The sequence below is a fragment of the Paenibacillus zanthoxyli JH29 genome, assembly GCF_000520715.1.
GTDB lineage: Bacteria > Bacillota > Bacilli > Paenibacillales > Paenibacillaceae > Paenibacillus_AQ > Paenibacillus_AQ zanthoxyli.
This window is the reverse complement of sequence record NZ_ASSD01000515.1, coordinates 1-22,421: the sequence shown is the minus strand read 5'-3', so window position 1 is coordinate 22,421 and position 22,421 is coordinate 1. Positions and strand designations below refer to the sequence as shown.

Here is a 22,421-nt window from a genome sequence, read left to right as displayed (position 1 = left end):
GCCTGCTGCCGCTGCTTGCGCTGCGGTCGGCCGTTTCCGCGCTGAATGTGCCGGCCCAGCAGTCGCTCACCCGAAGCATTGTCCGGGAGGACCAGCTGCTGCAAGCCGCTTCTCTTAACGGCTTCGTCACGCAAGGCTCCAAAATCGCCGGTCCCCTGCTGGGCGGACTGGCTCTGGCAGCCCTTTCGCCCGCCTGGTGCATAGCGCTGAATGCCTGCATGCGGCTGTTTTCGTATGTGCTGCTGCTGTCCATAAAAAACGCTGATGCAAATGGGAGCATAGGTGCGGATGCGGATATACGGAAAAAAGCAGGGGAACAAGCTGCCATGAACGCCGGGGATCAGGCTCCCGGCGGGAAGCTGCTTTCGGCGCGGACCATGTGGAAGGAAGGCTGGAGCTTTATTTTCCGCAGCAGGCTGCTGCGGAATACGATGCTGTTCGGCCTGCTGGGCGCCCTGTCGATCCAGATGGTTGATTTCCAGTTCGCCAGCCTGTTCCGTACTCTTGCCCCGGAAAAGGAATATTTGCTCGGCTGGCTGGTGTCGGCAGCGGGGGCGGGAGCGGTGCTGACGATTGCCACCATGAATAAGGTGGGGCGAGGTGCAGGCTATGGCTTAAGACTGGGCGGAGGCTATGCGCTGATCGGCGCAGCTATCGGAGGGCTGGGTCTGCTGCCGCCCGGTGCTTCCCCCCTCCCCGTGCTGCTGCTGGGTCTGCTGATGGGCGCCGGAAACGGGATGTTCATGATCGCCTTCAATTACTGCCTGCAAAAAGAAACGCCGTCCCATATGACAGGCCGGGTGTTCGGCATTCAGAGCATGGTGCTGAGCGCCGTGATGATTGCCGCTCCGCTGCTGGGCGGCGCAATGGTCGATCTGGCGGGTCCGCGGCGGATCTTCGCCGGCTTCGGCCTCGTGATCGCGTTGATCGGCGCGGCGGGAATGCTTCTTAGGCGTTTGCTGTGGCCGGAGGGGAAGGAAGGCCGGGAAGGGGGCATAAGCTTCAATGGCGACTCGGTGAACCCTTAAAAATAAATCGGGTGCCTCTTGGGGAATAGTCCAATCTAGTCCCTGGGTTTTACATACACTTAAAGGGTCAGATGCAGCATGCGACTGAGCATAAGCATACTTTAAGGGCAGGTGAACCTAGAGAAATGATTGAGCTGGTTTTGACAATCAACGATAGAGACGGAAGATATACCGAGCATGCGGGTGTTGTTCTGGCATCCATTTTTTCCAATACCCAGCAATCGATCAATGTGCACATTGTTCATGATGGTTCATTAAGCGATGAGAACAAGTTCAGGCTCACGCAGTTGGTTGAATCCTTTCATCACAATATCTTTTATTATTATGTTACCCTTCCTGGGGATTTTCTTGAAGTTGCGGCCGGCGTGCATAAAATCGACTATTGGACAGTGGCCAGTATGTACCGTTTACTGCTTCCGCAGTTTATTCCGGCTGACAGGGTTATTTATCTGGACTGCGACATTCTGGTCAATATGGATATTAACCAATTGTGGAGCATCGACCTGGGAGAGCGGTATTTGGGCGCAGTGCTGGATCAGGGAGGAAATTTGCTCGAATACTTCACTTCGCTTGGGCTTAATGCGGAGCTGTATTTTAACTCGGGGGTCATTCTGTTTCATTTGAACAATATCCGCAACAGACAGACCTGGTATGATGAAATGCTCGGTTTCATGCGCACTTTTCCGTGGGTGACCATGCCTGATCAGGATGTTCTGAATGCCCTGTACGGCTCCAACTATTTACAATTGGATCTGCGGTTTAATTCTTTCGGATACCCTGAACTCGATTTGGAGAATAGAATTGTTCATTTCGCCGGTGACAGCAAATGGTGGAATGAAGGCTCACACGCGGCACCACTGTACTATAAATATCTTGCCATGACCCCTTGGTCCAAGGAATTTATACAAGTTCCTGTTTCCGGGCCGGAACCGGTCAACATCCCGCTTGACCCGCCTCCCTTGCCGCAGGAAGAACCGTCGATCGCGCCGCCGAAGCCGATCAACATCCCGCTTGACCCGTCTCCCCTGCCGCAAGAAAAGTCGATCGCGCCGCCAGCGCCGGTCAACATCCCGCTTGACCCGCCTCCTCTGCCGCAGGAAGAGCAGCCGATCGCGCCGCCAGCGCCTCCCGCTCCGAAAATTCTGGTGCCCGCCCCCCCGGTTATTAAAATCCCGGTCCCGCAAGCGGAAGCTCCGGGGAATATTCCCGTAAAGCCGCACAGACGGAAACGCCGCAGATCGATACGGTTATGGAGAAGATTGAGACTGAGAAAGAAAATGCGGTTACGGCGAAGACTGAGAAAGATAAGAATATTCCACGCGAAATACCGTTCCAGTAAACAGGTGAAACTGCTTAAGCGTAAACGTGCAGCGAGGAGCAAAATCTTTAAATCGGCCAAAAAGAAGCTGCAGCCGGTCAGAAAAAATACCAAATCCCATACAAAACGTCCACTAAAGCGTACCTCATAATCGTTTATTGCATATTCGCCCGGAGCTTAGGCCGGAGCGTCTGGATAAAAATGAGGGGACCGTCCGGCAAAGAGCTTGAACGGTTCCCTCATTTTTTCGGTTATTCCACCATTTTCGGGCTTCCCAACGTTCGCATAAAGGCCTCTATATTGTCTGTTATAAACCCAGTATTTTTAAATCCGGCATTGGCAATCATGTCCTTGATATCTTTAACAAAGCCAGCCAAGGTGGCAGTAGAGGCATTCCCAAATCAGTTGACAAAGCTAAAAGCATACACTATATTTTGATTAGATATCTAACAAAAGGTGGTGATGACTATTGTCTAAACAACATACATTTCAATACCAGTTCCGTACCATTGGCCATAAGTTGAAAATGTTAGGTGATAAGAAGCTTGAGTCCTATGATCTGACATTGGAACAAGCTCATCTGATTGATTATTTGTATCATCATGAGGAAAAAGGAATTTCGCAGAAAGACATAGAGCGCGTGTTTCAACGAAAGGGTTCCACAGTCAGCAGTATTGTGGTGAATTTGGAGAAGAAAGGGTTTCTCGAGAGAAAGGTAGGAGCAACGGACGAGCGTAAGAAAATTCTAAGCCTTCTGCCGAAAGGGAAAGAAGTTGTTCGGGATTTTGAAGCTTTCTTCGAAGAATTGGAAGAAGTGATGACGAGCCGCCTCTCCAGGGCTGAGATCGAAAAGCTTTCGCGAACGTTATCGATAGTCATCGCGAATTTGGATGAGCACATCTGACGGATCCTTTCCGGATTCCAGTCAGTTTAAGCAATTAGTTAGATATCTAACGATAATGAAAACCAGGAAAGCAGGGATGAACATGAAAAACGATAACCTTTATTACTTTGAAAAGGCACCGATTCGGAAAGCCATAGCCCACTTTTCACTGCCAATGATTATGGGAATGTCGATGAGTGTAGTCTACTCTATCTTGAATGCATATTTCATCGGACTTCTCAAAAATGTGGAAATGATTGCCTCGTTGACTTTGACGCTTCCAGTCTTCGCAATTCTCATGGCGTTGGGTAACTTAATCGGTGTAGGTGGTGGAACGTATATTTCACGTCTGCTCGGCGAGAAAAATATGGAGAAGATCAAGCATATATCCTCATTTTCATTCTATAGCTGCATATTGATTGGCTTGGTGATGATGGCCGTATCTTTACCATTTGCTGATCAAATCGCACATGGGCTTGGTTCAAGCGATGATTCTTTCTTATTTACAAAGAGCTATATTGTGATCATGCTCATCGGTGCTCCGATCGTCATCGCTAACTTTGCAATGGAACAAACCGTAAGAGCGGAAGGGGCGGCAAACGTATCGATGATCGGGATGATTTTGAGCGTGGTCATTAACGTTTTACTGGACCCTTTGTTCATTTTTGCTCTGGATTGGGGTGTAAGGGGTGCAGCTTTAGCCACACTTCTGGCCAATGCAGCTTCCGTCGTTTACTATTGCCGATACATCGCCAAGAAAAGTCCGTATTTATCCCTTTCACTTCAAAAATTCGCTGTAAATACAGAGATTTTGGGCAATGTCTTGAAGATCGGTATTCCTGTGTTTCTATTGAGCACGCTGCTCGGTGTCCAAGCGCTTTTCTTTAATCATTTTATGTCAATCTATGGAGATGTATCGATAGCCGCATATGGCATCACATCACGATTCCAGCAATTTCCGGAATTTATCATCATGGGATTGTGTGAAGGGGTCGTTCCGCTCATCGCCTTTTGTTTCACAGCAGACAAAAAGCGGATGAAGTCCGTATTGAAGTTCGTCGTAATTCTTGTTTCTTCGTTGGCTTCGGTTTTCGGTTTGATTGTTTTTGCAGCGGGAAATCATTTGATTGGTCTGTTCACTGTCGATGCACAGTTAATTGAGGTGGGGAGTCACATTATTAAAATAACCTTCCTTTCCTTATTCATCTCGGGATTCACTTTGCTGATCAACGGCATCTTTCAAGCAACCGGTCAAGGAAAAGCTGCGCTGGTTATGTCCATCATCCAAGGACTTATTTTGATCCCCACTCTGTATGTGGCAAATGGATATTGGAAGTTCGAAGGAGTAGTATGGTCTCTTTTCGTAGCGGACAGCATCTGTGCCTTAGTCGCTAGCGCTCTATTATTTAGCATTCGCCATAAACTAAAACCGGATATGGATGAACTATTGGAAACTACTGCATAGATAGCTTTCAAGGGATATTTTCACAAAAATCAAATGAAAAAGGGAGTCGGAAGCATCCGGCCCCCTTAGGTTTAGAGAGGATACCATTCAGCCACAAAAGAATCCCTTATCCTAAATGAGCTCAGACTTCTGAAGGAGCCTCTGAATAATAACGGCAACTTCCGATCTCGTAATGGGTGCTTTTGGAGCAAGCTCCGTCTCATTTCTGCCCGACACAATTCCCGATTGCAGACAGTCGGCAATACTCTCCTTGGCCCAATTGGAAGCATGCGCTGCATCTTTAAATGGAGCAAGCGCTGCATTCGTCTCCTGGGCAGGGAGCTTGGTTTTCAAACTGGTCAGCGTCATTGCTTTTGATATCATCGCCATTGCCTGTTCCCGTGTGACTTTGTCCGTTGGATGAAAGCTGCCATCTTCAAAGCCGCTGATGAATTGGTAGGTGTACGCGGTTTGAATGGCATCGCTATACCAATCGGAAGCTTTTACATCCGGGAATGCGGTTCCTCCATTCACTAACTTCACTCCCAGTCCTCGAACAAGGATAGCAGCAAACTCTGCGCGTGTAATGTTTTGATCGGGGGCATATATCCCATTGTCGAACCCGTTAATGATCATGCGTGAGCCCAAATCATTGATTGCAGCTTGTGCCCAATGGCTGGCGGCGTCTTGAAATTCGACCGGATGTGAAATGATAGCGTACGTGCTGTTCGACAAGCTCTTGATTGTCGCATAATTTTTCCCATCCATCACGGCAAGCTTGGTTGGGATCGGGTAAAATGATCCATCCGGTTCAACGACAATGCCGGTTGTGACCTGTTTGGCGTCAACGCTACCGGGAATCGCTATTGTGCGTTCTACATATGCGTTGAACCGGGACACTTCCAAGCTGCTGTTATGATATGCCGCACGCACTGTAAAGTTAAGCGGAGGAGCGACAAGCTTGAAATTGCCTTTGAATGCCGTATTTTCAATCGTTTGCAGCATGTCTGCCGCAGGAGCCGCGATTTCAATCTGAACGATCACGTCCTGTAGTAGCGCCGATTCTCCCAACTGCTGGGAGATGGATTCCATATTGATTTGCCGGGCAGGCAGCGTATAGGTAGCCTGATCGGTTTGGATTTTCACCACCGCCTGATTTTGCTCTAGAGCTTTGATCATCTGACCATCGAACTCACCGATGACGACATCCGATCCCGGACTAAAAGGAATCGTAATTACTGTACCTGGACTTGCCGCCGCCAACATTTCCATAAATTTGGCCGGGTTTAGTGAAATCGTGGTGACCGACTGATTGTTGACCCGGGTTGTTGTTGCTAATCCCCAATTTTCGGCTTTTCCATTGACCAGGATATTGACAACTGTACCAGCAGTCCCTGTTGTAAGGGGATTTACCGGTGTATCGTTACCGTCCCCATCTCCGGCATTTGATGATGATTTTGGAATAATCTCGTTGGAAACGGCTGATCCGGCGCTTTTCCCTGCGCTGTTGACCGCTTTTACCGTGAACGTATAAGCCGTGCCGTTCGATAAGCCCGTAACGGTAATTGGACTGCTTGTTCCTTCAGCAATGATATTGCCCGGCGAAGCTGTAACTTCGTATCCGATGACCGGGCTTCCGCCATTGTCAGATGGAGTGGTAAAAGAAACGGTGGCTTGGCTGTTTCCCGCAACCGCGCTTACGTCAGTTGGATCGGCCGGAACAGTTATCGGCGTTGCGCTCACTTCATTGGAAGCTGCGCTGTCCCCTCCCGGGTTGGCCGCTTTAACGACAAAGTAGTAAGTAGTGCCATTGGTCAAGCCTGTTACATCAAAATCGTAAGTCGACCCGGTAACGGTAGCGACTTCGGGACCATAAGTGCCGGATGTTACGCTTTGGTAGATTTTGTATCCTGTAGAGCCATCTACAGGGCTCCAGGCAAGTTGTACATGTCTATCACCGGCAATAGCCGAGTTCAGGACCGGTGGGGTTGTATCGTTCACTAATAGGGTATACAGAGCGTTCGTTCCCTTATTCATCACAAAAGTAAATACATGATGGCCTGTTTCTAATGCAGCCAAGTATTCTTTATGAATGGTTACTGTATTTGCGGATAATGTGTAGCTGGAAGCTTCCAGGGTCGTGTCGTCAAGCTTTATACTTGACAGTGTATTGCCGTTCAAGGTAAGGGTTGTCACGATGTCTTGATAGTGCCCTTCCGCAGGATTGGACGAATATTTATCAAAAATGCCCGATGCCGGGTAGATCGTACTATCTTGCAGCCTTGTAACCGAAATCGTATACCGCTTGAAGTAGCCCGAATCTTCCGCTGTCACTTCTATAGTGATGAGATTGCTGCCTGGAGTCAGCTGCACATCTATTCCGTATCCATTCGTTACCGGTGTGTAGCCGCCGCCGGCGACACCGTCAACGTATCCGTCGTGCTGCCTACGTCTTCCAGCGAATAGTCCAATCTTCCGCTGGAGAACGCCTCATTAAGGCTTCCCGGCGATACGAGCAACTCGCTTAACGCCGCATTATTATTTTTTCGATTCACTGTTATCGTGTATAGATTGCTTGTTATCCCGTCTTGGGCGGTTACTTGGATGTCTATGGTATTGCTTCCGACGTTCAGCGCCAGCGATCCGCTGGCTGAGCCGCTGTTAACCGGCATGTAGCTGCCTCCATTAACCCGAACCTTTACCGTTGACGCCGGGTCGGCTGCCGTTGGAATTACCGTCAATGAATCGGCAGTATAAGCAGCGCTTGCCAATGTATAGGAAGTCGTACCTGTTGCAAAAGCCGGACTTAACATGTTTCCGGGAACGGTTAGATCACTTAAGCCGGTATTCGTGCTGGGTGCGGCTCGTGTCACCGTTATCGTATATGTCTTGTTCGCCGTATGATCATAGGATGCGGTCGCGATCACTATCGTATTGCTTCCGACATTTAAAGGAATTGAACCGGATGCAGCGCCATTAGTCGCCGCCGTTCCGTTGATTGTCAAAGAGGCAGCGGGATCACTGAGCGCCCCGGTGAACGAAATGCTGCTGGTTGTATAAGGTACGGTTGCTGTGTAATTCATTACCGAGGATTGAAAAGCCGGGCTTAACGCTGCATCATCTGAATGTAAATCAATCAAATCCGCATCATTGGTCGGTGGATAATAAACATGAATTGTATACGTTTTGGTTGCCGTTAAATCTGCCGAAGTTACCTTGATTTGAAACGTGTTATCTCCCCGATTTGTCGGAAGATACCCCGTCGATGTGTTAGAAGGGAGTCCAGTCCAAGAACCTCCATTCATCGAATACTCCATCGTAGCTCCGGAATTTGCAGGAATTGCCGCCGAGTAATAACCGATTGCAGAGCTGTGCATTCTTACCCAATATTCATCATGGATGGAGAAGAGGCAGGGGATAATGGGCCGGTCCCTTGATAAATAGACGTCAGATCAGCATCCGCATCGCTTATTTGAGCCCGTACATACCAAGGAAGAGCTGTAATAAGGATCAAAACCGTAAAGCTGATGAAAAAATACCTTGCAAGTCTCACGAAACGCCTCTCCTTTCTTGTTTAACTATTATGTAAGAATTATTCTTACTATATCATATCGGTTATTTATTTTGAGTAAGTTAGTTATCATACGGACGTAAAGAATATGGGTTTACACAAATGGTAATGATTAATATAATATCAATAATATGAAAATGCGATGATGAGAAGAGTAAGGAATCACGTTCTTGCACAGAGAGCTCCGGCAGCTGAAAAGGAGCAAAGAGCGATTTCCCGAACCAAGCCTCTGAGCAGCATGCCGGAACTCCAAAGGGATGGCGTGACGGGAGCTCCCGTTATTGAGCTAGAGTATAAGCATTGCCTGCAATGCCGTACTTAAAGAGGTTAATATGGCGACATATTAATGAACCTGGGGTGGCACCGCGACAACTTCGTCCCCAAGACATGAAGTCTTGGAGGTGAAGTTTTTTTGTATCGGATGATCACTTAACAAGTTCATTAGGAGGAGTCGACATTGAATAGCCTCAAGGAGCATCAAACCGAGAATTTTTTATTTAGGCTGATTAGTGAGGAGCTGGAGAGGAGCCCATTTGGCAGGGAAATGTGCACGCGATTTCCTCCCGAACCCAATGGTTATCTTCATATCGGAAACGCCTACGCCATAAACACGAATTTTACAGTGGCCCAAAGATTTAACGGGACGTTCAATTTACGTTTTGACGATACGAATCCCCTTAAGGAGGACACTCAGTATGTCAACGCGATTATCGAGGACATCAAGTGGCTCGGCTACGATCCGGGAGATCATATTTATTACGGCTCAGACTACTCGGACGAAATATATAACGCCGCAGTTACATTGATCAAGAAGGGGAAGGCCTACGTCTGTGATTTGACGCCGAACGAAGTGACGGAGTATCGAGGGACTTTGACGGAGCCAGGCAAGAACAGCCCTTACAGAAACCGGTCCATTGATGAAAATCTGGAGCTTTTTGCAAAAATGAAAAATGGCGACTTCCCGGCTTCTTCCAAGGTTGTTCGCGCGAAAATTGATATGGGCTCGCCCAATTTGAATCTGCGTGATCCTGTGATTTACCGAATTATCTATGCTGAGCATTACAGGACTGGAAATGACTGGTGCATCTATCCAATGTATGATTTTGCTCATCCTATCCAAGACGCGATTGAGGGTATCACCTATTCCCTATGCTCAATCGAATTCAAAGATCATCGTCCCTTGTACGAATGGGTCTTAAAGGAGCTTGGTACCCCTGAGCCTCCGCGGCAAAGGGAGTTCGGCCGGCTGAATTTAACGGGTGTAGTCACAAGCAAACGGTTTTTGAGGCAGCTGGTAGAAGGAGGCTTCGTCGACGGCTGGGATGATCCCAGGCTCCCAACGATTCGAGGATTAAGAAGAAGAGGCTTCACGCCGGAAAGCATACGCCGCTTTATTGAGGAGATCGGCAGCATTAGAACCCAAAGCACGGTAGATATTTCACTCTTGGATCATTGCGTAAGGCAGGGTCTAAAAGAAAAAACGATTAGCGTCATGGGTATTTTGCACCCTTTAAAGGTTGTTATTACCAACTACCCTGAGGATGAAACAGAACGATTAACGATTGAAAACAACAGCGAAAATGAGGCTCTGGGGAAAAGAAAGGTTCCTTTCTCCAAAACGATTTATATCGAGCGGGACGATTTTATGGAGCAGCCATCCAAGGGCTTCCACCGGCTTAGTCCAAATGGGGAGGTGAGGCTGAAGGGTGCGTATTTCATAAAGTGCGAGGAAGTGATCAAGGACGAAGATACGGGTGAAATTACGGAACTTCGCTGCACATACGACCCGCTCACAAAGAGCGGCACGGGGTTTACAGGACGCAAGGTGAAGGGGACGATTCATTGGGTATCTGCGGACCATGCCGTTAAAGTTGATGTTAATCTTTATGAGAAACTGCTGCTTGATCAGGATATTCCGAAGGAAGACAGCGGAGATTGGACAACGAAGATCAACCCTGACTCGTTAGTTACCATAAAGGATGCTTTAATGGAGCCTTCCATTCAATATGCTCGCCCGGAACAGAAGTTCCAATTCTTCCGTCATGGTTATTTTTGCGTCGATAAGAAATATAGTACCGGTGAGCGGCTTGTATTTAACCGTATCGTACCGTTAAAGGATACTTGGAGTAAAAGATGAGGCTCTGAAAAGACCATCCTACACTTAGGATGGTCTTTCTGCAAAACTTGCCGTTACAGAAAGCGCGGAGAACCGTATCATGCTCTAATGAGCATCGGGCTAAAGCGTAAATAAGACACGTACTCACCGCATGTCCTCTCAAATTTTAAATCATCAAGATCTCGCGAAGCTCTTGTTCGGTCAGCGCAGGCATCGCCTCCTGGTCCGGCCCCATCACTTCGTCGATCAGGTGTTTCTTTTTGTGCTGGAGCTCGTACATTTTTTCCTCCATGGTGCCTTGGGTGATAAGGCGGATGACTTGAACAACGTTTTTTTGCCCCATGCGATGGGCGCGGTCGGCGGCTTGCTGCTCGACTGCAGGATTCCACCATAGATCATATAGGACAACGGTATCCGCTCCCGTCAAATTTAGGCCGGTTCCCCCTGCCTTCAAGGAAATGAGGAAGACGTCCATTTCGCCATCATTAAACCGGTCGCACAGCTCGACGCGCTCGCGGGCCCGCGTGGATCCGTCCAAATAAAAAAATGGAATGCCTTGATCGCTCAGCTCATGGCCTATGAGGCCGAGCATCTCCGTGAATTGAGAGAAGATTAGCAGGCGTTTCCGATTGGACAGGCACTCTTCCACGATCTCCATCAGCTGCGCAAGCTTCGCAGAGCTCCCCTTGTATCCTTCGATAAATAGGGCGGGATGACAGCAAATTTGCCGAAGCCGGGTTAGACCGGCCAAGATTTTGATGCGGCTCTTGTGATAACCATCTACGCTTAAATGCTTTAAGGTTTCCTGCTGCAGCTTGGCCAAATAAGCGACATACAATTTTTTCTGTTCCGGCAGAAGCTCGGTTGGCTTAATCGACTCCATTTTGTCCGGCAGGTCTTGAAGCACCTCGCTCTTCCACCTGCGCAGCATGAAAGGCCGCGCCCGTTTGGACACCTCTTTGCGCGTTAAGTTTCCGAACGCCTTCCGATCCTGGAACAAGGCTGGGAAGACGACGCTAAAGATCGACCACAGCTCTTCGATACGGTTCTCGACAGGGGTTCCGGTCAAGGCAAACCGGTAATCGGCTTGGATCGATTTGACCGCCTGAGCGGTTTGCGTCGCATGGTTCTTGAAGACTTGCGCCTCGTCCAGAATGAGGGTGTGGAACGGTTGCTTGGCGTAGAGGTCCACATCTCGCAGTAAGAGCGGATACGATGTGAGGATGACGTCGGCCTCCGCCAGCCTTAGCATTTTCTCTGCCCGCTCGGTTTGGCTGCCGTCTGCAATCAGTACGCGGATGTCCGGTGCAAACTTCTGCAGCTCATTGCGCCAATTGTAGACAAGCGACCCCGGCGAAATCACGAGGGCAGGGATGCGCCGCTGCCGAATCTCCAGCAGAACGGAAGCGATAAAGGCGATGCTCTGCAGTGTCTTTCCCAGTCCCATGTCATCGGCCAAGATGCCGCCGAACCCGTAATGGGCGAGCGTCTTCAACCACTGATAGCCTATTTTTTGATAATCCCGCAGCACATCCTTGAGAGGAGCGGGGACCTCGAAGTCGAGATTGTCCGGATTCCGCAGGTTATCGAGGAGCCGGCGGACCGGCCTGTCGAGCTTCAAGGCATTAAAGTCGTGATCGATCAAATGAATGCCGCGTGCCAGGGGAACACGAATCTTCGCTCCCGCTATGTCCGAATAGAGAAGCCCCGTGTCCTTCAGGAACTTCGATAGTTCCTGAAGCTCGGCGCTGTCCAGCGGGAGCAAGGAACCGTTCGGCAGGCGGTAATATCTCCGCTTTTCCTCCAAGGATTTCACAAGGCTGCGAATTTCGGTTTCCGGAATCCATCCCATATTCAAGCGAAATTCAAGCCAGTTCATTTGCTCAGCTGCGGATACCTGCACACTGACCTTCGGGAGTGTATCTAATTTGTGCAACCGGAGCTTCACAGCCGTCGTTGCATACACCTTCATCAGCTTCTCCAGCTGCGGAACAACTGTATACAGGAAGTCGAACTCTGCATCTTCGTCGTTCATGAAGTATCCGGCTTCTGTCTTCGTGAACGGACTTTGTTCGATCATTTCGATGATCCGCCGTTCCTGCTGGGCGTCCCGGATGAGAATACGATGAGAGCCCAGCTGCTTCCGGCTATCCTCAAGGGGATTAATAACGACCTCATTATATTGAAATTCCACGGCTGCCAGAAGACGATCCTTCACCCGATCCAGATACAGCTTAGCTAGAAGCGGAGATTGCGTGACCCGCTCGGCAATGGCCGGAGAGATGCTGACGCTGCCCAGCTTCATGAAGCCGGGTACGACTTTTTCAATAAAAGACTCCAATTGACCGCTATGAATCGGAATGTCGTGCATACCCGATTCTTCGAGAATCGCCTTTAGTTCTGCAAGCCGCTTGCATTGTTCCGCCGGAAGCGGGAGTAGTTTCCCCTGAAGGAAGGCCGCTCCATAGGGCTCCATAACCGTAAACTGCTCAAAACCGTAAACACTCAAAGAGTAGTCCCCGGAGCTCGCTTCATCGAACTCGAAGCGAAGAGGCAGGGGTTCATCAGATAAGCAAATGCCGTCATATTTGAGGTTCCCATCCATAAGGGTAACCTTTGGCGCCTGTGTCAGCAGAGGAAGCAGGCCTGCCCATGCCCGTGGCGGGATTAGCAGCATGCGGTCACTGCTTCTGCCCGAGACATAAACGGCGTGCAAACGGTCCGTTTCGCGATAGGAGGCGCGATCTCGCACCATTTCGATTAAAGCTCGAAGGACGGCCTCGTTTTCTTTTGCAAAGCTGTGGAGCTCGGGATCATATCCGAACCTCGGTGAGAAAGGATAGCGCTCCCCCCGGACAAGCTGATCCAGGAAGGAGGCGATGTTCTGCACGATATATAAGGCTTTTGGGCCTACTTTAAGCTCGATGCCAAACAGGGCGGTGTTCTTGTTATAGGCCAAAAGCTTAAGAATGAACTCCACGTCAAGAGGCGTTCTCGTTTCCACAAGCGTTCGATTGTGGATAGGGCGAATGGGCTTGTCGTCGAACAGTCCGAGAATACGTTCGGCAAGGTGGACATTTTCCACATAATCGGGAGTCTCTCCGGGCAGATCTTCGGCAGCAATCGGTGGAGCGGCTGAATCGCCGGTCAGTTGCAGCTCATATATACGGATCATCACAGCGGCAATATGGTGGCAAAAGGTATCGAATGAGCCAAGGTTGGGGCAGGTGCACCGCGCATTCGGTTTGCCGTTCCAGTCAAACGCAAGCTGAATCTCATGACGGCTGGAGCCATTCACTTCGGCCGCATATTCATTGGTTTCGGGATTGAATCGTGTAAAATGAATCTTATTCGCGCGGCTTAACCGTTCGCCTTTTTGATAAGCATAAGGGCCGCACCATTGTTTGATCGATTTTTTGGTTAACGTTAGGCTCATTTGACGGCACCTTCCTGAATTAATAGAACGGATGTTTGTATGTCCATTGTAGCATAAATCTTTTTTCAAAGAGATGTGAGAAAAAGTATCTGTGATACGATGAGATCCTATACGGAGGGGGCGTGCAATCGTGAGAAATGATGTATACATAAGGATCATGCAGCCAACTCAGAGCCATGCACCGAGCAATGAAAGATTGTAACGGCAAGTTTTTTAGGGGTCAGAGAATGACTCGGTACCCTTAGGGGACTTTTACTAACGGAAAAAGAGTCGCCCCCTCCACCGATTTGACGGAAGGGGCGAGTTCAAAAAATATAAATGGCTTATTCTTGTTATTGAACGGTAAAATCCACAGTTTGAGTGGAACCTAACGTATAGCCATTATAGGCCACCAAGCCTGGGTCCATGATGATTTGATAACTGTTACCACTCACCAGATTTGCATCAAAAAAGAGGTTTCGTTTTTCAATACTAAAGGGTGAGCCATCTCCCAATCTATATACACTTATCGATTCCATGGATTGGGTGGTTATATTTTTAAGATGTATGTAATTCTGATTGGTAGATAAATTAGCGGCGACATTATGATTAAATTGAAGTTCAATATGTTGTAACCCGGAAGGTACGCTCGTATTGTTAATTAATGATACACCGGGTGTTGCTGTTTCTCCGCTTATAGTGCATAGGTTTGCGCCATAAAAGGTTAAAGTAGGGTCAGCAGCAAAAGCGGTACTTGCAAAAAAGCAAACCATCAATAGTGATATTACAAAAGTACTAATTAGTTTTTTTTGTTTATGAAACAATTCTTTTCCACTCCCTATAAATTCATAGTTTTAGTTAAATCACTCACATGCAGCTTGAAGATGTAGCATCCTTTGGACGATCCCCCCTTTTTATACAAAAAGCAGATTTGTTATTTTTCGTTATGTTTGATTATATTTAGTTATTTTTAGTGTATCTTAGCATAGCTGTGTATTTAGTTCAATAATCAATTTGGTATTAGCTGAAACGAATCAACCGGATGCAGCGTAATGCATAGCATGAACGTATTACAAGCATGCATTATTGCGGAGGTGGAACCGGTACATGTCTATGTTCAAAAAGGTATTGGCAAGCGTCGGCATCGGGTCGGCTAAAGTGGACACACGGCTGGAGGAGGCGCAGGTAGTGGCTGGCGGTACGCTGCGCGGAGTGGTATCCATTCGCGCGGGCCAGGTGGAGCAGCAAATTGACAAGATTTATATTTATGTGAAGACTCAGTATGAGAAAGAGGAAAATGATCGAAAGGTAACCCATGAAACCGAAATCGCGCGCATCCTCATTACCGAGGGATTTTTGCTGAAGGCAGGGGAAGATCGGGAAATTCCGTTTGAAATTACCGTTCCTGAGCGCACGCCTGTATCGTACCGCCATACCCCGGTATGGCTGATGACCGGGCTGGATATCAAGATGGCGCTGGACCCAAGCGACCATGATTATCTGGAGGTGCTGCCGAGCGATAACATGCAGGTGGTATTCGGCGCGTTGGATGAGCTGGGCTTCAGGCTGCGTGAAGTGACCAATGATTATGCTCCCCGTCTTGGCGCCGGCTTGCCTTTTGTACAGGAATTCGAGTATGTGCCGACCCGCGAGTTTCGCGGTGCGCTGGATGAGCTTGAAGTGATGTTCTTCCCGCGGGGCGACAATTTAGAGCTGTATATCCAGATTGACCGCAGAGCTCGCGGACTTGGCAGTTTCTTGTCGGAAGCCATGGGTACGGACGAAAGCTTTATCCGCGTGACCTTTACTGGAAATGATCTGCGCCGTGGCGTACATGAGGTGTCGAGCCGGTTATATGAACTAATCTCTCGATACAGCTAATATTTAATGTAGAGTAAGTCCGGCTTTCTTATGAAGAGCACCCCTTAGAATAGTAATCGGATAACCCCAGGTTAATTCGATAAAATCTAGGGGGTGTTTTTTTATACCTGGCAAAAGGACAATGGGCAAAAGCACTTGCACTTATACAGATAGGGCATATATTAGTGTAGAAAATGAAGGAGGGATAGCGATGAGTGGTTATGCAGGGTTCACCTCGGCTACTACTGTCTTAGTGCTTTTCATTCTGTTGGTGATTATTCTGAAGACATTTTAAGATGAACGCGTTTAAAAAGTAAGAGCCTGCTTCACCGCGTAGGCTCTTACTCCATGTTATGTGTACAATAAAGTGATGACAAGCAGTTCGTAAAGAACAAGGGTTAGAATCATTTCATCATACGGATTATAGAAAGCTCGATTTCCCCCATGCCTTGGAACTGCCAAATGCAAGAAGCCCCTCTCACAATTCACGATTCTCCCCGTGACCACCTGACCGTCGATTGTTTCAATCCTGACATATTGATTCGTATGCTGTTTGCATATATTGTGCAAATGGCTTCTAATGGATTTTATGTTCTGAATTGCACTGCTGTCTGCTTGATACAGCACTTGTTGTTGAGGTACTCCCATTTGAATACTCATAGTATCACCCCCTCCCTTTGCAACTAACACATAATATGCCTATTGCAGCCGCGTTGTTCGTTCCTTTGGGAATGTCAGGGTTACCGTATGCAACAATTACATAAGCCTTCTTGAAAAAAGATTCATCAAAGGTTCAAGCATATTCGGGTTCGGCGGCAGCCTGCTTAGCCTGGGCCTCATGAGGCATAGTTCCCCGCATTGCTGGGCTAATCTCCCATGCTATAATTATCCAAATGGACTTGTCTGGAAGGTGACGCATGAGAAAAAAGATTCTGCTGATTCAGCCGGAGAACGAGAAAATCAACCGGTTCAGAAGGAAGCAGTTTAACAACTTCGTTCAGATCACGATGCCGTATTTGGCGGGATTCATCGATGAGAGCAAGTATCAGATCACGCTTATAGATGAATATCGGCAAAAAATCCCCTTCCGCCGCATGTTTGATCTGGTAGCCATTACCGTGAATACACCGAATGCTTACCACTGCTACCAAATTGCGGAGAAGTTCCGGGCACAAGGGCCAAGGTGGTCATGGGCGGACCGCATGTCACGCTGCTGCCGGAGGAGGCTTTCGGGCACTGTGACAGTTTCCTGATCGGTGAAGCGGAAGAGACCTGGCCGGAGTTTCTGGAGGATTTTCATAAAGGAAAGGAACGGGCTGTTTACCGCTCGGAGGTTATTCCCGAATTGAAGAACATCCCGCTGCCGAGATGGGATCTCTTAAAGCGAAGCAGACTAATGAAGGGCGCGGTGTTCGCGACCCGTGGGTGTCCTTACCGCTGTGCTTATTGCAATCTGAAGCAAATTTACCACGACCGTTTCCGCGTCCGTCCAATCCCTGGAAGTGATCCGCGAAATCTCGCTGATGAAATCGAGGTTTTTCGTGTTCTGGGATGATAATTTTTTTGCGGATAAGGCTCATGCTACCAATTGATGGAGAACCTGAAGCCCCTTGGCAAAAAGTGGGCGGCACAGGTGACCCTCGCCGATTGCAATGACGATGAACTGCTGAAACGGGCGAGGGAAGCGGGCTGTCTGTATCTGTTCGTTGGGCTGGAGTCTTTTTCGCCATCCGCACTGCGGCGCGTCAACAAAGGGTTTAACCGGGTCGATTCGTACCGCGATATCACCCAGAAGCTGCACAAGCACAAGATCATGATCCAGGCCGGCATTGTATTCGGCTTTGACGAGGATACTCCGGCAACCTTCCAGGATACGCTCGCGGCCTGCGAGGAGCTTGGGATCGACGGGGTTACCGTCAGCCTGCTTACTCCGCTGCCCCGGACACCCGTATATGCTGGAATGAAGCAGGAGCAGCGGCTGCTGAGTGAAGACTGGAGTCTGTACAACGGCAAGACGGACGTCGTGTTCCATCCCCGGAACATGACTTCGGAGCAGCTATTCGAGGGCTATCTCGATTTTCGCCGCCGTTTCTATTCGCTGCCATCCTTTATCAGACGACGGATGCGGGTTTCCAGGACGCATCTCTTCTACAACTTTATCATAAACCTGGGATACCGATTGGCCCACAAGCGTTAAGCGGGAAGTCCGCAGCGCAGGCTGAGGGCTTTTTTGCGTTTGAGTTTAATGTATCGTTACGCCTGTAAGGAGAAGTGCTTGGATTGTGGGCTAACTAGAGAGCTGAGCGGGAAAAAGCGGAGCTTATCAGAGCCAAAACCGGGTATCCACACGAATAAAAGGGATTTTCCCCCTCTTAATAGAAGCAATTCCTTAGAATAGCCCCTTTTCTCAGAAATAAGATGGAGCTTTTCCCGTTTGTTACTCTGAGTACGTCCCCGAGAGGAGGATAAACGGGAGCTTTTCCAGTCTAATTTCTAAAAAAAGCGAACGAAATATTCGGTACTCTCCAATATAGAGTGTAAGACCGAAGGGGGAATGGCGGATGAATCATCCAAAACAAGATTCGGAGCTCGCAGCGCTTGTGCTTGCCGGCAGCCGTGAAGCGTACAGCGAGCTATATGAAAGAACAATAACCGAGGTGTATCGAACCGTCCGTTTCCTCATTGGCGAGTTATCCGATACGGATGATGTGGTCCAGGAGATTTACATTCAGGCGTACCGGTCTCTTGGACAGTATGACACGGCCCGGCCTTTCCGTCCGTGGCTGATGGGGGTGGTCATGCGGCAAATCCGCGCTTTTCGGAGAAAGAGGTGGAATCATATCCGCCTGATTAAAAAAGCGCAGCAGAGCATTATCGCAGCTTACGATTTTTCGGGGGAAGTGGTTGATAAAATATCGTACCGCCCCCTGATTGCAAGCGTGGAACGCCTTCCGTTCAAGCTGAAGCAGGTCGTGATTCTGCACTATTTGAACGAGTACTCCCAGGAGGAAATTGCGGATGCGCTGGGCATCCCTCTCGGAACGGTAAAATCCCGGATTCACGCCGCTTTAAAGAAGCTGCGGAGCAAGCGGAGCAGCGAGATTTTGCTTAGGGGAAAGGTGGAGGATTTGCATGAAGCTTGAGCAAGAGCTGCGAGAGGCATTGCGGGAAGAAAGCAGGGGCTGGACGGCTCCCGCGGAACTGAAGGACAGAATATTAAATCATAAATCACTGAAACCGGAGGGAAGAAGAATGAAAAAATGGATTGCGGCAGGCATTCTGGCCGCCGTGCTGCTCGTTCCTACGGGAGCTTATGCCGGGTATCATTATCTGGCGGACTCCGTATACGGCTCGCAGGAGCGGATAGAGCAAATCGGCGGTACCCAGCAGCAGTATGATCATCTGGAGGAGAAGCTGCAAGCGGCAAAGCAGAGCCTTGAACCGCAGGAGTTCGCGAAGCTGATGGGCATGCTTAAACAATTGGGCGATTATAACCTGAAAATAGCCGATGACACAGGCGTGCTGCATCCCGAGCGGCTAAGCCCCGGAGATCAGGAAGCCTATAAGAAGCTGAACGCTGGGCTGGAGCCTTATTTTGAAAAGTTGAATAAGGAGGGGAGCGCCAAGGAAATCGGCCAGCAAGTGAACAACGCCTGGAAAGACGTTCTGGTCCGGGGGGAGCAAAACCTCAGCAGTCAGGATTTTGCCAAAGTGAAAGGGATTATTAGCGGGATTCAAAAGCTGCAAACTCAAGCGGCCCGGCCGGACGGCACTGATCGTGCCTTTACGAAAGAGGAGACAGAGCAATTGAAGGAACTGGTTCGGCAGTTGGAACCCTATCAAGAAAAACTGGGGATTATGCTGAAGCCTGCGAAATGATTTTGAGCGAATAATCGGTTTGGCAATGGGCGTCTTTAAGGACATGGATCTCAACCGATCTCATTGCCAGCCCCGGCGTTTCAAGGGCTGTCCCGTAATGAACATGACCGGGGGACAGTCCTTTCGCTGCTTCACATAAGGGGGCTTTTATCAGGCGAACGTCGGGTGCCATGCATACCCCCTGCAAGCTGCCGGCCCGGATGCTCAGATGTTCTGTGCGTATTGCTCGCCTGGGGTGTTGATCAACGTTACATACAGACTCGAATTGGAGCCTTCGCCGCTCCTGTAAGAGAAATCTTCATCCCCCGATATCTGAACCACATCGCCTTGCGATACGGAGATTTCACGTCCATCGGAGGTTACTATTCCGCTGCCTTCAAGAAGGAGAATGTAGACGCTGGCTCCGGGATGCTTATGAACGGGCAATTACTGCCCCGGTCCAAAGTTCAAGACAAACACCGTATGCTTGTCTTCTTTAAAGACAATGCGCTTGGTGAATCGGTCCGCTTGGTATTCCTGAAATTGAACTAACTCTTTCTTTTCCATTTAAAATCACTCTCCTTGTTTCGGATTAATGCGGTTTTTCAGCCGGATTTCGTATTCGTAGAAGTTAATTAAATTGTATAAGAATCGGGAAGATGGCTAGTGATTTCAATCACATTATTTTCAATCGAATCGTGAAAGGCTTGTCTTGTTGCTGCTATTCCTGCTCAGGATCACTCGTTCCAAGTGGCTGAGCCTTCTTAGGTGCGAACCCCAAGCGCACATAAAAACCCCGGGAGGTTCGCACCTCTTGCGGGACACGGGTTTTCGCGTTATTTTATAAAGAAAGCATCCTTATAAACAACCAGTTTTAGGAGGTCGCTCCCCGTGCGGGAGCGTGGATTGAAATTACGGGGAATCACGGCGGGGGCCAGAGCAAGAGCCGTCGCTCCCCGTATGGGAGTGTGGATTGAAATTCCGAGAGCGGCAGCTATCGCGGTCTCCCACTCGTCGCTCCCCGTGCGGGAGCGTGGATTGAAATACGACGTCAACCCGTTTATTCTCGAACTGTGTAGTCGCTCCCCGTACGGGAGCGTGGATTGAAATGATATCCCTCCGAAGGATAAACGGCAAGGCTACCAGTCGCTCCCCGTACGGGAGCGTGGATTGAAATAAGGAATTGCAGAAACGTTGATGTATAAGCAAGGGTCGCTTCCTGTGCGGGGCGTGGATTGAAATCTCTCCATGGATTTAAACATGATCGACTCCACCGCGTCGCTCCCCGTACGGGAGCATGGATTGAAATTTTTCCCATGACCATCTCATCGACAAGAACATTATCAAGTCGCTCGCTCCCTATACGGGAGCGTAAATTGAAATGCCTCGGAAATAACATTGCCTCACATCGATATGCTGTCGCTCCCCGTGCAGGAGCCAAAGTTTCCCCCGCTTAAAAATCATATCGTACCATTGAAGCCAGAGTTTAAATTGATTAATCACAAAGCAGAGTTAGATTTAAAGCTCAACAACGAAAAAGCGCCGAAAGCTCCGCTTTAATAGCAGAGTTTCGGCGCTTTATTATTAGCCTAAGGGAGAGTTTACTCTTTGGGGCGTACCTCAAATAATTCGTTGGGGCTGATATCGAAGTATAAACATAACTTCACGATCAGTGCTGCCGAGATTTTTTTCTTATCCATATTGGTGTTATGCATCAATTCCATAATGGTCGTTCTGCGGTGACCTATCTCTTTAGACAATTTCAAAACGGACATATTACCGTGCTCTTTTAAAATCTCGTCCAATTTGCAATGGAGTATATATTTGTTATATTCCATTTTTTGTCCTCCGAATCAAAGTGCTGCACTTCAGACGTGCATGTGGTATATTGTGGATGCGAGAGTTGAACTTTAAAGGTGCAATTGTATAAAGTAAAGCCATTTGCAGTTAGCTTGCTTTTTGCAGATAGATATCTTTTAAAAATTCGGTGGAGGATGCATATGTCTAAACGTCGCCCCCGTTATCAAGCTGTCATTGAAATTATCAAAAAAGATTTGGTTTGGCCGGAATTGGGCGACTCGCCGGAAGCAATCCATTACTATCATCTCACTGATTCCCTCGGACGTAAATGGCAAACAATCGGTTGTCATGTAACGGACGCTATTAAGGTATTTAGGATGGGAGATTATCGACCTTGGACATATATTCTTGGGTCGGCCCCCTATGATCCAAACCTTACATTTCAAGAACTTGTTCAGATGCTGCATATCCGCTTTAAGGATAGAGATTTAAAAAATGACATGCAAATCATATTAAATTCGCCAGCCAGATGCAATCAATTTGTAGATAAAATTGTTAATGTTAATCATTTCAGTGTCTTTAAGCTTTTGTATGAATTAAAAAATGAATACCTTGTACATGAACCGATGTCAGAGTCATCTTTTGAATCAATGTACAGTGTAAATCCGATTGAGGCACTTTCTCATTTTTATCTCGAAAATATGGATACCCTTGATTACTGGGAATGGAAGCGTGCTGGAGGGACTGCTGAACTGGCGATCTCTTATAGAAAAGGGAATCCGGAACTCAGCCTGATTGAAGCCATAGAAAAAGCGGAAAGGTCCCGGGCAAAACAGTAAGCTACTTGCTGCTGCCCTGAACGTTATTGTCATGCTTAATGAATCGGTAATATTATTTAGTGCGAACCCCAAGCTCCCATAAAAATCCCGGGAGATTCGCACCTCTTGCGGGACAAGGGTTTTCGCGTTATTTTATAGTATGAGCCCCGTTTTAAACGGTCATTTTTTAGAGGTTCGCACTAAAGCGCTTGCAATCCCTTGTGTAGCAAAGGGTTACAACGGGCGCTGTCGCACCCCGTGCGGGTGCGTGGATTGAAATAAAAATAACATATCGCTAACCTAAGAGTCT

20 protein-coding genes, 1 CRISPR repeat array and 1 other annotated feature are annotated in these 22,421 nt (G+C 48.4%); of the genes, 13 read left to right on the top strand and 7 right to left on the bottom strand.

What is annotated here, in order from left to right; translation table 11 throughout:
• The 4 genes from L691_RS0119925 to L691_RS0119910 all read left to right on the top strand — a co-directional run.
• A partial coding sequence (locus tag L691_RS0119925; RefSeq protein WP_025692118.1) for an MFS transporter occupies positions 1 to 1,028 on the top strand: 1,028 nt, incomplete at its 5' end.
• A 125-nt stretch (positions 1,029 to 1,153) separates the two neighbouring features.
• Positions 1,154 to 2,497, top strand: coding sequence for a glycosyltransferase family 8 protein (locus tag L691_RS0119920; protein ID WP_025692117.1), 1,344 nt, complete (start codon positions 1,154 to 1,156; stop codon positions 2,495 to 2,497).
• 318 nt (positions 2,498 to 2,815) lie between these two features.
• Complete coding sequence (locus L691_RS0119915) at positions 2,816 to 3,250, top strand: MarR family winged helix-turn-helix transcriptional regulator (protein WP_025692116.1); 435 nt, start codon at positions 2,816 to 2,818, stop codon at positions 3,248 to 3,250.
• Between the two features lie 82 nt (positions 3,251 to 3,332).
• Positions 3,333 to 4,694, top strand: coding sequence for an MATE family efflux transporter (locus L691_RS0119910; RefSeq protein ID WP_025692115.1), 1,362 nt, complete (start codon positions 3,333 to 3,335; stop codon positions 4,692 to 4,694).
• Between the two features lie 111 nt (positions 4,695 to 4,805).
• Here the strand turns inward: L691_RS0119910 and L691_RS29545 are convergent, their stop codons facing one another.
• Both L691_RS29545 and L691_RS0119900 read right to left on the bottom strand, forming a co-directional pair.
• A complete protein-coding gene (locus L691_RS29545) occupies positions 4,806 to 7,046 on the bottom strand; it encodes an S-layer homology domain-containing protein (protein WP_025692114.1) in 2,241 nt (746 codons plus the stop codon).
• A 20-nt stretch (positions 7,047 to 7,066) separates the two neighbouring features.
• Positions 7,067 to 7,990, bottom strand: coding sequence for a cadherin-like beta sandwich domain-containing protein (locus L691_RS0119900; RefSeq protein WP_332249089.1), 924 nt, complete (start codon positions 7,988 to 7,990; stop codon positions 7,067 to 7,069).
• A gap of 387 nt (positions 7,991 to 8,377) precedes the next feature.
• Positions 8,378 to 8,629: a binding site (T-box leader), on the top strand.
• 72 nt (positions 8,630 to 8,701) lie between these two features.
• Between L691_RS0119900 and L691_RS0119895 the strand changes: the two genes are divergently transcribed.
• Positions 8,702 to 10,381: a glutamine--tRNA ligase/YqeY domain fusion protein gene (locus tag L691_RS0119895; protein ID WP_025692112.1), complete on the top strand. Its 1,680-nt coding sequence runs from the start codon at positions 8,702 to 8,704 to the stop codon at positions 10,379 to 10,381.
• A gap of 145 nt (positions 10,382 to 10,526) precedes the next feature.
• Here the strand turns inward: L691_RS0119895 and L691_RS0119890 are convergent, their stop codons facing one another.
• The gene (locus tag L691_RS0119890) at positions 10,527 to 13,796 is read right to left on the bottom strand and encodes a DEAD/DEAH box helicase (protein WP_025692111.1); all 3,270 of its coding nucleotides are present in this window, start codon (positions 13,794 to 13,796) and stop codon (positions 10,527 to 10,529) included.
• A gap of 332 nt (positions 13,797 to 14,128) precedes the next feature.
• On the bottom strand, positions 14,129 to 14,599 hold the full coding sequence (locus L691_RS0119885; protein WP_025692110.1) for a hypothetical protein: 471 nt from the start codon (positions 14,597 to 14,599) through the stop codon (positions 14,129 to 14,131).
• Between the two features lie 283 nt (positions 14,600 to 14,882).
• Here L691_RS0119885 and L691_RS0119880 point away from each other — a divergent pair, with 283 nt between their 5' ends.
• The gene (locus L691_RS0119880) at positions 14,883 to 15,656 is read left to right on the top strand and encodes a sporulation protein (RefSeq protein WP_025692109.1); all 774 of its coding nucleotides are present in this window, start codon (positions 14,883 to 14,885) and stop codon (positions 15,654 to 15,656) included.
• A gap of 190 nt (positions 15,657 to 15,846) precedes the next feature.
• The gene (locus L691_RS33710) at positions 15,847 to 15,930 is read left to right on the top strand and encodes a YjcZ family sporulation protein (protein WP_232229230.1); all 84 of its coding nucleotides are present in this window, start codon (positions 15,847 to 15,849) and stop codon (positions 15,928 to 15,930) included.
• A 56-nt stretch (positions 15,931 to 15,986) separates the two neighbouring features.
• Here L691_RS33710 and L691_RS0119870 read toward each other — a convergent pair whose 3' ends face one another.
• Positions 15,987 to 16,295 (bottom strand): hypothetical protein, encoded by a 309-nt coding sequence (locus L691_RS0119870; RefSeq protein ID WP_025692108.1) that lies wholly within the window; start codon positions 16,293 to 16,295, stop codon positions 15,987 to 15,989.
• Between the two features lie 257 nt (positions 16,296 to 16,552).
• Here L691_RS0119870 and L691_RS33015 point away from each other — a divergent pair, with 257 nt between their 5' ends.
• From L691_RS33015 to L691_RS0119850, 5 genes are all read left to right on the top strand, one after another.
• Positions 16,553 to 16,888, top strand: a complete 336-nt coding sequence (locus L691_RS33015) for a hypothetical protein (RefSeq protein WP_198023077.1) — start codon at positions 16,553 to 16,555, stop codon at positions 16,886 to 16,888.
• Entirely contained in the window at positions 16,825 to 17,190 is a 366-nt protein-coding gene (locus L691_RS33010) for a hypothetical protein (RefSeq protein WP_198023076.1), read from the top strand. Before L691_RS33015 ends, L691_RS33010 begins: the two co-directional genes overlap by 64 nt.
• 33 nt (positions 17,191 to 17,223) lie before the next feature.
• Positions 17,224 to 17,832, top strand: a complete 609-nt coding sequence (locus tag L691_RS33005; RefSeq protein WP_198023075.1) for a B12-binding domain-containing radical SAM protein — start codon at positions 17,224 to 17,226, stop codon at positions 17,830 to 17,832.
• Positions 17,833 to 18,196: 364 nt separating this feature from the next.
• The gene (locus L691_RS0119855; RefSeq protein ID WP_025692107.1) at positions 18,197 to 18,778 is read left to right on the top strand and encodes a sigma-70 family RNA polymerase sigma factor; all 582 of its coding nucleotides are present in this window, start codon (positions 18,197 to 18,199) and stop codon (positions 18,776 to 18,778) included.
• Positions 18,768 to 19,514, top strand: a complete 747-nt coding sequence (locus L691_RS0119850; RefSeq protein ID WP_025692106.1) for a DUF3600 domain-containing protein — start codon at positions 18,768 to 18,770, stop codon at positions 19,512 to 19,514. The genes L691_RS0119855 and L691_RS0119850 overlap by 11 nt, the downstream gene beginning before the upstream one ends.
• 204 nt (positions 19,515 to 19,718) lie before the next feature.
• Here L691_RS0119850 and L691_RS34355 read toward each other — a convergent pair whose 3' ends face one another.
• Together L691_RS34355 and L691_RS0119835 are read right to left on the bottom strand one after the other, a co-directional pair.
• Positions 19,719 to 19,940 carry a cupin domain-containing protein gene (locus L691_RS34355; protein ID WP_408634771.1) on the bottom strand — a complete coding sequence of 74 codons (222 nt, stop codon included), beginning with the start codon at positions 19,938 to 19,940 and terminating at the stop codon, positions 19,719 to 19,721.
• 433 nt (positions 19,941 to 20,373) lie between these two features.
• A CRISPR array of direct repeats spans positions 20,374 to 20,670; the repeat unit is 33 nt; unit sequence AGTCGCTCCCCGTACGGGAGCGTGGATTGAAAT.
• Positions 20,671 to 21,094: 424 nt separating this feature from the next.
• Positions 21,095 to 21,331, bottom strand: a complete 237-nt coding sequence (locus tag L691_RS0119835; protein WP_025692104.1) for a helix-turn-helix domain-containing protein — start codon at positions 21,329 to 21,331, stop codon at positions 21,095 to 21,097.
• Positions 21,332 to 21,493: 162 nt separating this feature from the next.
• Here L691_RS0119835 and L691_RS33705 point away from each other — a divergent pair, with 162 nt between their 5' ends.
• Positions 21,494 to 22,132, top strand: a complete 639-nt coding sequence (locus L691_RS33705; RefSeq protein ID WP_025692103.1) for a hypothetical protein — start codon at positions 21,494 to 21,496, stop codon at positions 22,130 to 22,132.
• The last annotated feature ends 289 nt before the right edge of the window (positions 22,133 to 22,421 follow it).